The 14,814-nt window shown below is 71.8% G+C and carries 13 protein-coding genes; 3 read left to right on the top strand and 10 right to left on the bottom strand.

The genetic code is table 11. The features are described from left to right. Positions 1-77: 77 nt before the first annotated feature. The 4 genes from DW296_RS11700 to DW296_RS11685 all read right to left on the bottom strand — a co-directional run bounded on the left by DW296_RS11700 (position 78) and on the right by DW296_RS11685 (position 2,536). Positions 78-1,415 (bottom strand): S8 family peptidase, encoded by a 1,338-nt coding sequence (locus tag DW296_RS11700; protein ID WP_240743072.1) that lies wholly within the window; start codon positions 1,413-1,415, stop codon positions 78-80. Between the two features lie 11 nt (positions 1,416-1,426). Beyond that, positions 1,427-1,774 (bottom strand): hypothetical protein, encoded by a 348-nt coding sequence (locus tag DW296_RS11695; protein WP_025104642.1) that lies wholly within the window; start codon positions 1,772-1,774, stop codon positions 1,427-1,429. A gap of 124 nt (positions 1,775-1,898) precedes the next feature. Next, on the bottom strand, positions 1,899-2,180 hold the full coding sequence (locus DW296_RS11690) for a WXG100 family type VII secretion target (RefSeq protein ID WP_136052373.1): 282 nt from the start codon (positions 2,178-2,180) through the stop codon (positions 1,899-1,901). Between the two features lie 41 nt (positions 2,181-2,221). Beyond that, complete coding sequence (locus tag DW296_RS11685) at positions 2,222-2,536, bottom strand: WXG100 family type VII secretion target (protein WP_025104644.1); 315 nt, start codon at positions 2,534-2,536, stop codon at positions 2,222-2,224. A gap of 324 nt (positions 2,537-2,860) precedes the next feature. Here DW296_RS11685 and eccD point away from each other — a divergent pair, with 324 nt between their 5' ends. From eccD to DW296_RS11670, 3 genes are read left to right on the top strand one after another with little or no spacing between them, the layout of a single operon-like run. Further along, positions 2,861-4,195, top strand: a complete 1,335-nt coding sequence (gene eccD / locus DW296_RS11680; protein WP_060923226.1) for a type VII secretion integral membrane protein EccD — start codon at positions 2,861-2,863, stop codon at positions 4,193-4,195. A gap of 3 nt (positions 4,196-4,198) precedes the next feature. Then, complete coding sequence (eccB, locus tag DW296_RS11675; RefSeq protein ID WP_136052372.1) at positions 4,199-5,554, top strand: type VII secretion protein EccB; 1,356 nt, start codon at positions 4,199-4,201, stop codon at positions 5,552-5,554. Beyond that, entirely contained in the window at positions 5,554-6,864 is a 1,311-nt protein-coding gene (locus DW296_RS11670) for a S8 family serine peptidase (protein WP_136052371.1), read from the top strand. The genes eccB and DW296_RS11670 overlap by 1 nt, the downstream gene beginning before the upstream one ends. Before the next feature lie 19 nt (positions 6,865-6,883). Here the strand turns inward: DW296_RS11670 and DW296_RS11665 are convergent, their stop codons facing one another. From DW296_RS11665 to DW296_RS11640, 6 genes are read right to left on the bottom strand one after another with little or no spacing between them, the layout of a single operon-like run. Next, on the bottom strand, positions 6,884-7,480 hold the full coding sequence (locus DW296_RS11665) for a hypothetical protein (RefSeq protein ID WP_136052370.1): 597 nt from the start codon (positions 7,478-7,480) through the stop codon (positions 6,884-6,886). Beyond that, a complete protein-coding gene (locus tag DW296_RS11660; protein ID WP_136052369.1) occupies positions 7,477-8,304 on the bottom strand; it encodes a PP2C family protein-serine/threonine phosphatase in 828 nt (275 codons plus the stop codon). Before DW296_RS11660 ends, DW296_RS11665 begins: the two co-directional genes overlap by 4 nt. Next, positions 8,301-9,911 (bottom strand): DUF5684 domain-containing protein, encoded by a 1,611-nt coding sequence (locus DW296_RS11655; RefSeq protein ID WP_136052368.1) that lies wholly within the window; start codon positions 9,909-9,911, stop codon positions 8,301-8,303. The genes DW296_RS11660 and DW296_RS11655 overlap by 4 nt, the downstream gene beginning before the upstream one ends. After that, on the bottom strand, positions 9,908-12,457 hold the full coding sequence (locus tag DW296_RS11650) for a transglutaminase domain-containing protein (RefSeq protein ID WP_136052367.1): 2,550 nt from the start codon (positions 12,455-12,457) through the stop codon (positions 9,908-9,910). Before DW296_RS11650 ends, DW296_RS11655 begins: the two co-directional genes overlap by 4 nt. Then, positions 12,454-13,824, bottom strand: a complete 1,371-nt coding sequence (locus tag DW296_RS11645) for a DUF58 domain-containing protein (protein ID WP_136052366.1) — start codon at positions 13,822-13,824, stop codon at positions 12,454-12,456. Before DW296_RS11645 ends, DW296_RS11650 begins: the two co-directional genes overlap by 4 nt. Further along, entirely contained in the window at positions 13,821-14,810 is a 990-nt protein-coding gene (locus DW296_RS11640) for an AAA family ATPase (protein WP_060922371.1), read from the bottom strand. Before DW296_RS11640 ends, DW296_RS11645 begins: the two co-directional genes overlap by 4 nt. Positions 14,811-14,814 lie beyond the last annotated feature (4 nt).

Genomic DNA, 14,814 nt, shown 5'->3' with positions numbered 1-14,814 from the left:
CAGGAGCCTTCGGGATGCGCCAGTCCTCAACAGCTCGGATGCGATTGAGTTCCGCTTCGTAACCGCCACCAGCCTGCTTACCGGCCATGGGCTCCCCCTTGCTCGTTGTTCCGTCGTCGTGAAGATCGTGTGAGCACGACCGCGAGAATGATGCCGCCCACGAGAAGGACAGCGACCAGGATGCCGCCCCCGACCAGCAGCGGCACCAATGCGTCCTGCGTGGACGAGGTCTCGCCAGGCTCGTCGCTGTCGGCGGTCGGCGCCGGCGTCGCAGCAGCAGCTGCAGCGCGGACGTCGGCCGCGGACGGCTGGGCGTTCGGGTCTTCTGCATCGAAGATCGGGTTGACATCCGGGTACGCCGTCGGATCGACAGCGAGCATCCCCGTCAGCGAGACCGCTCCATAGCCGACGCTGTCGTTCCACTCCGGCTCGTGCTCGCCCTTGGTGCCCGTGTTGCGGATGAGGCTCTGCAGCAGCTGACCCGAGGTGGCATCCGGGTACTTCTGTTTCACCACGGCGAGGAAGCTCGCCGCGATCGGCGTCGCATACGACGTGCCGGTGAGGAGGACCTGCTCGTCCCAGGAGTTCTCGCTGCCCTGCCCGAGCAGACCCATCCCCGGCGCAGCGACGATCACGTCGTCGCTCTGATTCGGCGAAGGCTCGCCCACGCCCTCGATGGTGGTGGAGCTCTGGATCTTCCCATCGGCACCGAACGACTGCACTGCGACGACGCCGTTGCCCGACGCAGGCTGCGAGGCCACTCCGGAGTTGTTCGGAAGAGCCGCCACCACGATCACGCCGGCGGCCTCCGCCTTGGCGAGGGCGTCGGTCAGATCGAAGCCCTCGAGGGAGATGGAGATGATGTCGGCGCCATCCTCGACCGCATCCTCGATCGCACGCGACACCCCGGTTGTCCCATCAGCCATGACCGTGCTGCCGTCTTCGAGCAGACACTGCTCGTCGAACTTCTCCCCCATCGCGGTATCGAACACCCCGTCGGTGACGATCGCCGGGTAGTAGAGGACCTTCGCACCAGGCGCGGCCCCGGTGACGGGAAGGCCGCCTGCCGGCGCATCTCCGGTCCCTGCGATCATCGAGACGACGTGCGTCGCATGCGACGCCGCCACATAATCGGTCGACGTCGCCGGCACCGGGTCTCCCTCGGCGTCGCGACAGTAGGAGTCCTTCACCTCGAGATCCGCGCCGCGGAGACCGACGATGTCGGGATTGATCTGACCGTCGATGACCGCGACGGTGACACCCGTCCCGTCGAAGCCCGCATCGTGCGCTGCCTGCACATTTCCGCGATCGAACCACCACAGACCCGACTCCAGCGTCGCTGCGTGAGCGGACGCAGGGAGGAGAAGCGCCAGCGCGACGATCGACGCGACCGCAGGGGATGCGCCGGATAGCACACCGCGTCGCATCAGTAGTCGGCCTCCGCGCTCGTGTCCGAGTCGCTCTGCGCGACGGCAGAGTCGAGGAGCGACAGGATCAGCTTCGAGTCATCAGCGATGGCTGCGTCCTGCTCCGCGATCATCATGACGGCCTGACGGATCGTCTCCTGCGTCTCGTTCAAGGAGTCCACAGCATTCTGCGTGGCCACGCTCAGACGACCGGCCGCGTAGGCCACCGCGTTCCGCAGCTCATCCGTCGCCTTCGACGTGCCACCCTCGGACACGGCGACTTCGTTCGCGGCAGGAAAAGCCGCTGCTTCACGGGCCAGCCGCTTGAGCTCGGCCATGATCTGATCGAAGTCGATTCCGATGGTCATCGACGCCCCCTCTTCTTTCCTCCGGCGATCCCGTCACGCCTGCTGTACCGTCCGGTGTCTCACCGAAAAGCACAGCAGACGGCGCGGGCCCGACGCATCTCTGCGTCAGACCCGCGCCCCGGGTTCACGCGCCGAAGCGCCCCGCAGCCGACTTATCGGTCTGCACGTACTGACCCGAGATCTCCTCGGTCTTCCCGGCGATCTGCGTGAGCAGCTGCTGCATCTCGCTCAGCGAGCGGTTCCACTTGGCCTGCGCCTGGTCGTAGGCCTGCTGCGCGGCACCATCCCACGCCGCACGCAGCTTGCCGACCTCGGACTCGAGGCGGTCCAGCTCGGAACGAATACCCTGCGACCCGCTGCGGATCTGCGCCGCGAGAGCATTGACCTGCTCCGGGCGAACGGACATCGACTGCATCATGTTCTCCTTGAAATCTCTGCGGACTGCGCTCAGGCGCCCATCATCGAGCCGAGGCCCGCGATGGTCTGCTGGTGGGACTCTTCGGTCGCGGCCTGGTCGCGCTCGGTGCCGGCGAGGGCATCCTCGAGCGTCACGAGGACCTCGTTGAGCTGACGAGCCTGCTCGTCCCACCGCGACATCAGCGTGGTGAACGATGCGGCAGCCGCACCCGTCCAGAACCCGCGCAGCTGCTCGATCTCACCGCGGACCTTCTTGGTCTGCTGATCGATCCCGGACTTCGTCTCCCGCACGGCCTGGGCTCCGCGACGCAGAGCCCCCTCTTCTGCGGAGATGACATCAGCCATTACTCACTCCCTCCGGTCCCCATGAGGACACACGCGGGGGAGCGCCTTCCCGATACGGGACGACTTCGGAACAACCCCCGACCAATCTGTTTCCGCACATAGGCTAAGGCAGGTCGGCGCCCATTTCCAACGGCCTGGACAGATCCGTATCGAAATTTCTACGTTCGATCGATGAATGGCCTGGATCACGCACGAGCTGCCTCAGCCGCAGCCCGCGCGTGCGCAACGGATAGGATCTGGCCTGTCAACTAGAGTGAGTCCGGGCCGGACCCCCGCAGCGCCTGCGGCGGGAGAGCATCGCACACGTGGGGGGACACCACCGATATGAGCCAGAGCGGCACCGTGGCAGGAACCGTGCTGCGGATCTCCGTGGTCAGCGACGACCGCAGGCTCGACGTGGGGGTGCCGTCGCAGGTCCCTCTGGTCGAGATCATCCCCGGCTTCGCCCGCAGTCTCGGCGTGCTCGACCCGACCCTCACGCACGGCGGATACGCGCTGCAGCGGGCGGACGGCACACCGCTCGACCCCGCTCGCGGTGCTGCGGCCCAGGGCGTGCACGACGGCGAGCTGCTGACCCTGGTGCGCGGCGGGCTCATGCGCGAGCCGCGCATCTACGACGACGTCGTGGAAGCCGTGATCGACGCGACCGCGGAGCAGCACAACTCCTGGACGCCTGCGGACAGCTCCCGCACCGCCCTCTTCGTCAGCCTCACCTTCCTCGCCCTGTGCGCCGTGCTCCTCGTCGCGACGCCGCCGACGTCTCTGCTCCCGGCGATCATCGCGGGATCGGGCGCGGTCGTGCTCAGCGTCGCCGCCGCGGTGCTGATGCGGCTACGGCAGCCCGAGGCCGGTCATGCGCTCGGACTCACCGCCGCGGCGTACGGCGGGCTCGCGGGCTACCTCGCGGTCCCCGCGCAGAGCATCTGGGGCTGGCCCCTCGCGGCTCTCGGGCTCGGACTCGTCGTCGTCGGGGGCCTCAGCCTGGCCGTCACCCAGGACAAGCCCGAGATCCACCTCGTGCCCATCGCCCTCGGCGCCTCGATCGGGATCACGGCCACGGCGGCCGCGGTCTTCGGCGATCCGCTCGCCTCGTACGCGCTGATGCTCGCGACCACGGCGCTGCTCGCGAACGGCATCCCCTGGCTGGCTCTGAGCTCCACCCGCATCCGGGTGATCTCGCCGCAGAGCGACGCCGACATGTTCTCCGCGCCGCAGCCCATCGATGCCGAAGAGGTGAAGCGTCGCGCCGCGGCCGGCACCCGCACCTTGATCGCTCTGCGCGCCGCCCTTGGCCTCGCCGCCCTCATCGCGACCCCGCTCGTCGCCGCCAGCGGCGTCACGGGCGCCGTGCTGTGCGTGCTCGCCTTCGTCGGCATGATGTTCCAGTCGCGGCAGATGCACGCGCGCCTCGGGGTGCTCGTGCTGATGGCGATCGGGGCGATCGGCCTCGCCGCGACCGGTGTGACCGTCGCGCTCGCCCTCCCCGACGTGCGCACCTGGATGCTGCTCATCCTCGTGGTCGCCACGGTGGTGCTCATCGGGCTCACGCTGCTCACGCCGAAGGCCCGCCTCCGCCTCACACGGCTCGGCGACACGGTCGAGGTCGTCGCGCTCGCCCTCCTGCTCCCGCTCGGGGTCATCACGGCGGGGCTCGTCTGACCGATGGCGACCAAGAAGGACCTGATCGAGGCCCAGGGCTTCAGCCGACGACGTCTCCTCTCCGCCTTCACCGGCGGCGCCCCCGGCGGCAAGGAGCTCGAACCCGCCAAGCCGCTGCGCGCCGTCATCGCAGGCATCGCCCTCACCGTCGGCGTGATCCTCGTCGGCGTGTTCTGGGGCATCATGCAGCCGGGACTCCCCGGCGACTGGCAGAACAACCGCCTCATCGTCGCCACCGACACGGGCGCCCGCTACGTCTCGGTCGAGGGGACGCTGTACCCCGTCATCAACACCGCCAGCGCCCGCCTGCTCATCCCCGCCGGCGAGTTCAAGGTCGTGCGCACGGATCAGGCCGCCCTCGACGGCATCCCGGTCGGCGGTTCGATCGGCATCCTCGGCGCCCCCGACGATCTGCCCACCCCGAGCGCCCTCATCAACACGGCATGGACCGCGTGCGTCGACGACTCTGCCGGGACCGCCGTCTCGCTGTCAGGGGCGCCGATCGCGGAGCCGTCGACGGGCACCGGCGCCGTGGTGCAGCGCGGCGACGAGCTCTTCGTGATCGCCGACGGCCTCCGCTACGCCGTCCCCGCCGACGACGCCAACGCGGTGCTGCGGGCGGTCGGCCTCGGCACCAGCGACGTCATCGAGGTCGACGGACGCTGGCTCAACCTCTTCGAGAGCGGCGCCGACCTCGAGCCGATCCGTCTGAACGCCGTCGGCGCCCGCGTGCCGGGGACCGACTTGACGGCGGGCACGATCGTGCACGTGCAGGGCAGCCCCGCGGACGAGCGCTATGTGGCGCTCGCGACCGGGGAGCTCGCGCGCCTCAGCCCGCTCGCGTACCAGCTCTACCTGCTCGGCAGCGCGCAGGAGGCCGGCGCGGAGGAGGAAGAGGTGTCGCCGGCGGAGGTGGCCGACGTTCCCACCGTGCCGAACGCCGGTGGCGACGACTGGCCCACGCTTCCGCTGACGCCGCTCGCTTCCGGCGAGACCCCGTGCGCGGTCCTGGGCGACGACGCCCGCACCGTCCTCGGGTCCACGAGCACCGAGCTGCCGGAGGACCGCGACCGTGTCGCCGTCACCGTCGGCGGCGGGGCCCTCGTGCAGACGAGCGGCCCGTCGGACGAGGCGGTGGGTATGGCCGTGCTCGTCGACGAGTCCGGCACCGCCTACGCCATCCCGGGCGCCGTGCCGGACGAGTCGGCGGAGGACGCCGCCAGCGGACCGCTCGCCCAGCTCGGTTACACCCCCGGCGACGTCGGGCGGGTGCCGAGCGCGTGGATCGACTTCTTCGCCGCCGGGCCGGCGCTGACCGCCAAGGCCGCGAGAGAGTCGCCCGGCTCCGGGGACGAGTGATGCGCCGCCGCGCTGCTCTCGCCACCCTCGTGGTGGGTGCTGCCGTGTGGGGGACGCCGGCCGCCGCGGTGGCCGCGCCGACCGCTCCCACGACGATCGTGTCGATGGCGACCGGCGCCTGCGAGCCCGGAACCGTGGTGTTCGCTCCCGAGGCGCCGTCGGCGCTCGCGGCCCTCGGGGCGGAGGATGCGAACCGTCTCGCCACCGGGAAGGGCGTCGTCGTGGCGGTCGTCGACTCCGGGATCGACGCCGGCAACCCGCACCTCGCCGGCGTCGTCGTCGGCGGTGTGAACCTCGTCGGCGACGGGGAACGCGCTGATGGCCTGAGCGACCTGACCGGGCACGGCACGGCCATCGCCGGACAGATCGCGGCGCAGCCCGTCTCCGGCTCCGGCGTGGTGGGGCTCGCCCCCGAGGCGCGCCTGCTGTCGGTGCGCGCGTTCCGCAGCGATTCGCCGCAGGACGTCGACAAGGGGTGGGGCCCGAGCGCCCAGCGTCTCGCCGAAGGCATCAACTGGGCGGCCGACAACGGAGCCGACATCATCAATGTTTCCTCGTCGCAGGCGACGGACTCCCCGGAACTGCGGGGCGCGGTGGAGCACGCGGCTGCCGTCGGAGCGCTCGTCGTCGCCAGCGGCGGCAACAGGGTTTCCGACCCCGAGGCCGAAGACGGAGCCCGGTATCCCGCCGCCTACGAACAGGCGCTCGGCGTCAGCGCGGCCGATGCGAACGGCCGCGCGACCGATAGCTCGATCCACGGCCCGCAGGTCGGAGTCACGGCCCCGGGCGCGAACGTGCTCACTGCGGCGACGGGCGGCGGCGACTGCCTGTTCGCCTCCGATGCCCCGGCATCGAGCTACGCGACCGGCTATGTGAGTGCCGCGGCGGCGCTGGTCGCCCAGGCGCACCCGGACGATCCTCCGGCGGGGTGGGCGTATCGCCTGACGGCCACGGCGCTCCGCGCGGATGCCGACAACCGCGACGACGTCGACGGCTGGGGCTTCATCCGGCCGTCCGCCGCCATCCAGCTCCTCCCCGACCCCACCACCCGCGGGCCGGTCAGCCCCTTCTTCGACACCGCGGAGAGCGCGGTGCGGCCCCCGGTCGTGAGCGTCGAGCCCGACCACGGGGTGCCGCCGTTCGTCCTCACCCGCGAGGTGGCCCTCATCGCCGCGATCGCCGGGGCGAGCCTGCTCGGAGTCCTCGGCATCCTCATCGTCCTCCGGCGACGCCGGGAGACCCCCGCCGACGGGGCGGTCGAGGTCGAACGACAGGGCGGCCTCCTCGACCGCCCCGAGTCCGAGGCCTGAGAGAGCGTAGGGCGCGTCGTCAGGCGAAGACGACGAAGCCGAGCGCGACGAGACCGACGACCGACACGACGCCCGCCCCGACGGTCGCGGCGAGGGTGACGATGCTCCACCGCTGCGCCTGCTTGGCGACGGACGGCAGCCCGGGCTCCACCACCCGTGTGGGCGCGGCCGCCCCGACGACGACGGGCGGAGCGACGGGAGTGCGCGGAGCCGGACGGGGTTTGTAGATCGCGGGAGCCGGCGCGCCGTCCGGGGCGGCGAAGGAGTCGACGCGGAACCGCGGTCCGGCGGCCTGGGGTGCGGTGCCGTCGCCCCCTGCGGCGGCACCCTTCTTCCGCCGCAGGCGGCGAGCCGGACGCGCGACCGCCACGGTGGCGTCCTCGGGGGCGTCGGCCGCCGGAGGGGCGGACCGATCGACGACCACAGTGGCGTCGTCGGGGGCGTCGACCACCGAAGGCGCGGAGCGGTCGACGACCACGGTGGCGTCATCGATGGCGTCGTCTGCGTCGTCGGACGCGACCTCCGCGACCGGAGGCGCCGCATCGGACGCCGCTCCGGCACGCCGGCGGTCCCGCCGCGTCAGGATGACGGTCTCCTCGGCCTCGTCGTCGCTCATCGCGCCCGCACCGGGACCGTCGTGCCCTCGAGCATCGAATCGGTGACGGCGGACACGGCGGCCCGTCCGCCCGTGGCGTCGTCGGGACGCGTGCGTGCGCCGCCGGAGACGACGTCGATCACCAGGACGGAGACGTTGTCTCGTCCTCCGCCCTGCAGCGCGCGGCGGACGAGGGCCGCCGCCGCGGTCTCCGGGCGACCGTTCATGGTCAGCGTCGCGCGGATGGCCTCATCGCTCACCTCGCCGGTCAGCCCGTCGGAGCACAGCAGGAGCCGCTCGCCGTCGACGACGGGGAGCAGCCAGCTGTCCGCCGTGCTGTCCGGGGCCCCGACCGCGCGGGTGATGACGTTGCGGCGCGAGAACGAGGCCAGGTCTTCGGGGCGGAGCTCGCCGGCATCGACGAGCTCCTGTCCGAGGGAGTGGTCGATCGTGAGCTGCACCAGCTCGGTGCCGTGGTGCCGATAGACCCGGGAGTCCCCGACGTTGAAGACGAGCCAGTGCGGCGCCCCCTCGTGCTCCACGAGCGCGACACCCGTCACGGTGCTGCCCGCCCCGCGCTTGTGCGCTGCGGCGATGTCCTCGACCACGGCTGCGGCTCGACTCAGGGCGTCGCTGATGTCGCAGACATCGACCGGCAGTCCGCGCAGCGGCTCGAAGGCGGCGACGACGGCCGCGCTGGCGCGATCACCGGCGTCGTGCCCACCCATGCCGTCGGCGACGAGGAACACCGGGCGCGCGTCGAGGACCGCGTCCTCGTTGGCCGTCCGCGTGAGCCCGGTGTCGGTCAGCGCGGCCACCCGGAGGACGACGGATTCCACGGTCACGAATCGCGCTCCGCGACGACATGCATGCCCACTTCTCCCAGGATGAAGCGGCCGGTGCCGACCACGCTCTCCCCGGCATCCAGGAGCGTCTCCGAGCCGTCGTCCCCGACCACCACGACGCCATTGGTGGCGTGCAGGTCGGTCAGACGCCACTCGTCCTCCTGCACCACCAGACGAGCGTGGGTCTTCGAGAGCGTACGGGTGGTGTCCGGGATGGCCAGCCGTTGCTCGCCCGGCTCCCCCGTGGGGTTCCGGCCGATCACGACGCTCGCGCCGGACAGCGAGAACCGGCGGCCGTCGTCCAGCACGAGGACCCGCCGCACGCCGCGCTTGCGGGCGACGACCACCGTGGCGTCGAGGTCGTCGTCGGTCGGGCGCGGCGTCACCACGGTCTTGTCGACATCGGCGACCAGGCCTTCGGGCGCAGCGGGAGCAGGTACCGGCGCGCTCTGCCCTGCTGCGGGGGCATCGGTCGCAGACGGAACCGGGCGGATCATGGGCATCGGCGGGGCCTCGGGCTGGCCGCCGTCGCGGAACGAGGGCGGCACGGGTCGGACGACACGGTTCGCCTCCGGAGCCGGCGCGGGGGCAGCGGGTTCCTCGCTCGGCGAAGAGTCCACGGAGGGAGCGGGGGCCGGCGCGGGCTGCGGGGCGGCCGGCGGTACGTCGCCCATCGCAGCCATGATCCCGGTCGTCGGCTGCGCGGGAGTGGAGGGCGTCGGCTGTGCGGCCGGGGACGGTGGTGCCGGAGCGGCCGGGGAGGGTGGTGCCGGAGCGGCCGCGGGCGGAAGCACGGGCGCCGCAGGCAGAACCGGCGCAGCAGGCGGAATCGAGGCAGCCGGCGGAACGGGAGCAGCCGCGGGAGACGGCGCGGGCGGCGCCGGTGGTGCGAACGACGGAGGCGGCGCCGGTGGTGCGAACGACGGAGCCGGCGTCGAGGACGACGGAGCCGGCGGCGCGGCAGGCGGAGCGAAGGCCGGTGGAGCGAACGACCTCGGTGCCGCGGGCTCGCCCTGCGGTGCACCTGTGGTCGGCGGGGCACTCGCGGCAGAAGCGACCGCGGGCGGCGCGGCGTAGTCCGGGAAGATCAGCGACGGCGCCTCCGGCGATCCGTTGCCCGCGGGGGCGAGGGAGGGGATCGTGTACCCCGACGCGTCGCGCGCGGGAGCCGCGGAAGGCGGGGCGCTGCGCCGCGGACCCGGCTGGAGGGCCGCGAGACGATCCCCCTCGGGATAGGGCGCCGGACCCCACGCGAGCACGGTCGCCCACACCGGCGGCAGGAGGATGGCGAGCACGGTCATGCCGGCGCCCCGCCCGAAGCGCCGGTTGATGCGATGGGTGGCGACGACCTTGAGGTAGATGCCGTAGAGCTGCACGAGCGGGATGAAGTAGAACACCACCGACCAGGCAGGCACTCCCCCTCGCGCGAGGATCTCGGCCTCGTTGAGGACGGGCACCCAGCCCTTCCAGCCTTCCCCGTCGATGCGGGGGAACAGGCGCGACAGCGCGAGGGCGTACCAGACGTAGACGGCCAGGCCGACGAGCAGCCCGAGTCCGACGATGATGACGAGCATCGTGGCCAGACCGGAGTCCGCGGGCGCGGTCATGAGTCCCCCTTCTTCCGGTCATCCAGTGAACCGGTCCATCCGAGCGTACCGAGCGCGGGTCGCGCACCGAAGCCGGGGAGGCGCAGGGAGCGCGTCCTGGCGACGAAAGACGTCGGCCGCACCCGGGTCCGAAGACGCTGCCATCGGGTCCCCGCCTTCGCCAGTTCCGCCCGCTCCGCATCCACGATCGCCCAGGCGGCCGTCGCATCGTCGGAAGTGGGCGGGTGCTCGGCGAAGACAGCCCGGTCGGCCAGAGCAGCCAGCCGCTGTGCCGCCACGCGACCGCTCGTCTGCGCGCGCTGCATCCTCGTGCCCTGCGCATCCATGGGCACGTCATGGTCGGCGTACACGTCGGCGAGCTCCTCCCAGGCTCCGGCCAGACGCACCTCGGGGTCTGCGGCCGTGCGCCGCGCATGCGCGCGCCGGCTCTTCGCGCCCACGAGCACGAGGAACGGCAGAACGAGCAGCAGCAGCGCGAGAAGCCCGAGACCCACTCCACGGAGGATCGGCAGCAGGATGGCGAGGACCTCCGATGCGGGCTCCTCCAGCGGAGGCGCATCGTTGTTCGCGTCGCTCTGCGCCTGCGGAGGATCCAGAGCCTCGGACCGCGGCTGCTCCGGAACCGTGGGGTGATCCGGGAGCTGCTCACCTTCGGTGATGGCGCTCGGCAGCATGGCATACTGCGGCGTCGCGTCGACGGGGATCCACTCGCCGCCTGAGGCGCGCACCTCGACCCAGGCGCTCATGTTCGCGCCGGTGCACACGTCGGTGCACGCCGGGATCCCCGGGACCTCTTCGGCCGCGGCGAGTCGCGCCCCCATCACCACACGGGATTCCAGGCCCCAGTGCTGCGCGAGGAGGGCCGCGGCCACGGAGAACTGCTCGTCGTCGCCGACCGCCGCCACCAGCAGCTCCGGGTCGGCGTCGGGACCCGCCCGACGTTCCTGCTCGGTGAGCTCGGTGAACAGCTCCTCGATGCGGGCGGCGGAGTGACCGGCATAGCTGGGAGCGAACGAGTACCCCTCGGACTCCTGGAGAGCCGCGATCCACCCCGTGGCAGCGGCGTCCTCGAGCAGCGCGTGGCTCAGGTAGCCCCGGGATCGGAGACGGTCGACCACTTCGAGGTACCCGGCACCGGTGCGCGGCTGCTCCTGCATCTCCGCCCATTCGACCAGCGCGGGGTATCGATCGGCATCGAGGGTCGACCGGCCGCCCTGGAGCGCAGTCACCTCGTCCGGTGCACCGGGCGCATCGACCAGCACCGAGTAGCGATCACCGGGCACGAGGCCCTCCCCGCCGCCGGGCGCCTCCGCGATCGTGATGGCGGTGTCACCGTCGTCGTCCACATGGAACCCGTCGGCGAGCGCGTCCGCACGCTCGCCGGAGAACGCAGGTGCCTCCGCGAGACCGGCGGGCGACGGCACCCAGATACCTCGGTAGGCCTCGCCGATCGTGATCTCCATCGTCACCCGGCCGGAGCCGGGGAGCGCGGAGCGCGGCAGGCGGCTGAAGCGGTCATCGGCGTCGATGTGGAAGTCCTCGCCGTCATAGGCGTCCAGGGTGACCAGGCGCAGGCGTTCCACGGCGCCGGGGTCGCCCTCCAGCTCGACCACCGGAGTGTCCAGCGTGTCGCCGGAGAACCAGGAGCGGTAGGAGCTGAGCGTACTCGGCTGCTCCTGCACCACGACCTGCGGCTCGATCTCGTCGCGCAGCACCGAGCGGTCGGACCAGCCGGCCGCCGCCGGGGTGATCGCGAAGCCGGCCCCCAGGGCGACGACCGCCAGCGCCCCGGCGAGCAGATGCCGACGGGCGGTGAGCCAGACGGGGGTCGCCCGCCGGGAGATGTTGGCCGCGGCCACGGTCCGCAGCGCTGCGGCGCGCTGCAGGCGGGTACGGCCGACGAGCCACACCAGGGACACCACGAAGACCGCCACCCCGACCAGCCATTCCCGCGGCGCGGGAAGCTCGACGCCGGCCACCGAGACCGCGGAGGACGTGCCGCTCACACCGAAGGCGACGCCGAAGACGCTCATGGCCACGACCACGGGGACCGCGGCCACCGCCCGCTTGCCTCCGCTCCAGACGAAGAGCGTGGCGAGGAACGCCCCGAACAGCATCACCACGAGGAAGGGGATGAGGACCGCCTGATACTCCCCCAGCGGCGGGTTCAGAGTGAGCATCTGCTTCCAGCCCAGCACGACTCCGAGCACCGCATCCCGCACGCCGCCGAGGAATGCGGGAACAGAGGTGAGAGCGGACGGGATGGCGAGCGGCACCGCGACCACCAGGTACACCCCGACGGCGGCGAGCGCCCCGAGCAGAGTGCCCCAGCGCAGGACACGCGTGACGACGGCGACGGCCATGCCGAGGAGGCCGCCGATGATCCCCACCGCGAGGGCTCGGGACGACTCGTAGACCGGCCAGGCGGCTGCCGTGGCGAGGAGCACGCCGACCAGGACGTACCCCAGCGACCAGAGGGTGAGGGCCGAGGGCGGGGAGCCCCGTCGTGATCCCGCGCGTCCGCGCTTCGGCCCGGCCGCGTTCATCGCAGGGCTCCGCGGGCGAGCATCTGCGGGAGGTCGCCGAGGGCACCGAGGGTCATCACCGCGAGCTCCCTGGCCGTCCGCATCGTCGGCTGCGCGCCGAGTTCACTGCGCACCGCGACCGCCTCCACGGCTGCCGGGAGCTTCACCGCCGCGTGGCGCAGACGCTCGATCGGCAGGAGGGAACCGGTGAGCAGGAATCCGATCGAGAGGTCGGGGTACGACTGCGCCGTGAGAGCGGTGACGGCCTCGAGCCGCATCACCCGTGCCGTCTGATCGATCGTGGAGGTCGCGTCGAGAAGCGCTTTGGGGGTCACCGTCGGCAGAGTACGGATCGACAGCACCTCCGCACGGCCGTGCTCCGGGATCTCGTTGCTCACCGAGAACAGCACGTCCCTGCCGTCCCGCACGCCCTGCAGCGCCAGGGACGCGGCGGCGCTGACCGTGTTCTCGAACTCGTCGTCGCTCGCGTAGGACTCGGGGTCGAGGTCGAGGATGACGGCGATGCGCGCGTGCCGGGACTCCTCGTACTGCCGCACCATGAGGGTGCCCGTCTTCGCCGTCGACTTCCAGTGGATGTGGCGCGGCGAGTCGCCGACGACGTACTCGCGCACGGCATGGAAGGAGAGGTCGGCATCCACCAGAGTCGTGCTCGGCGTGCCCTCGAGGTCGCGGATCAGGCCCGCACTGGTGCTGGGGAGCCGCACGGTCACCGGGTGCACATGGATGCGCTGCACGTCCGGCCAGCGGAGTTCGCGGCGGAGGATGCCGATCGGGTCGCCGCGGGTGATGGTCATGGGGCCGACGTCGATGACGCCGCGGCGGTGCGCGGCGATCGTCAGCTCTTCGCGGTGGTGCGCACCCGGTCGGAGCAGGGGCACATGCGCCTCGACGAGGCCCTCCCCCACCGGCACGTCCACGACGCCGGGGAGCGAGAGGCGGTCGCCGTTGTTGCGGACGTCGAGCGTCGCACCGATCTCGGCTCCCGCGACGACGCGGTCGCGGTCGAGCACGAGATCGATCCGGTAGTCATGGGCGCCGAGGATGAACGGCACGCAGGCCGCCAGCAGCACGAGCGCGATCGTGGCGACCGCCCAGGCCTCCACCCAGCCGAACAGCAGCCCGGCGAGCACGCCGAGCACCACGGCCACGGCGACGAGCATGCCCGCCGTGGTGACCGTCTCACGGACCCAGCCGACCGTGGCCCTGCTCGCGCGCCCCACGGAGCGGACCACCCGACGCGCGCCGAAGACCGCGCCGCGCACGGGACCGCGGCGCGTGCGGTCGTAACGCGTGACGGTGGACGTCCGCGTCGACGTGCTCGTGCCGGCGGTCGTCCGCGTCAGGCGGGATTCGGTGCTGAAGGTCACGCAGTGCCGTTCTCGCGCGGGGGCTCGACGTCGAGGAGGATCTGTCCGACCACGGCCACGGCCGTCACCCCGTCGAACTCGGCCTCCGGTTCGAGCACGAGACGGTGCGCGAGGGCGACGACAGCGAGCTCGCGCACGTCGTCGGGCGTCACGAACGTGCGCCCGTTCTTCGCCGCCCACGTCATCACCAGGCGCGACAGCGCCAGGGCACCGCGCACACTGGCGCCGAGACGGACCTCGGACGCCCGCCGCGTGGCGTCGACGATGCGCATGATGTAGTCCGACACCAGCGGGTTCACGTAGACCCCGCGCGACATCTCCGCCATCGTCAGGATCGTGTCGGTGTCGACGATGCCGTCGAGCACCGTCTTCGGCCGACCGGCGCCCTGCAGGATGCGCATCGTCGCGGCCTCGTCGGGGTAGCCGATCGAGGTCTTGATCATGAAGCGGTCGAGCTGCGCCTCCGGGAGCCGGTAGGTGCCGCCCTGCTCGATGGGGTTCTGCGTCGCCATCACGAGGAACGGCGAGCCGACGGACCGGGTGACGCCGTCGACCGTGACCGTGCCCTCCTCCATGACCTCCAGCAGCGCGGACTGGGTCTTCGGGCTCGCCCTGTTGATCTCGTCGGCGAGCACGATATTCGCGAAGACGGGCCCCGCGTGGAACTCGAACGTGCCCTCCTTCTGGTCGTAGACGGTGATGCCGGTCACATCGCCCGGAAGGAGGTCGGGCGTGAACTGGATACGGCTGCTGGTCCCGTTGACCGTCTGGGCGACGGCGCGGGCGAGCGCCGTCTTGCCCGTCCCCGGGTAGTCCTCCAGGAGGACGTGGCCTCCGCTGACGGCGGTGGCGAGCACGAGCTCGACGACGTGGCGCTTGCCGAGGATCGCCTGCTCGATGTTGCCGGTCAGGATCGAGAACGTCTCGGCGAACCAGGAGGCCTGCTCAGGAGCGATGGTGACGGGGGCTGCTGCGGTGGCTGGCATAGGG

It is taken from the genome of Microbacterium sp. K36 (assembly GCF_004794355.1).
In the GTDB taxonomy this organism is placed as follows: Bacteria; Actinomycetota; Actinomycetes; order Actinomycetales; family Microbacteriaceae; genus Microbacterium; species Microbacterium paraoxydans_D.
Note: the sequence above shows the minus strand (reverse complement) of the source record. Positions and strands in the feature narration are given on the sequence as shown.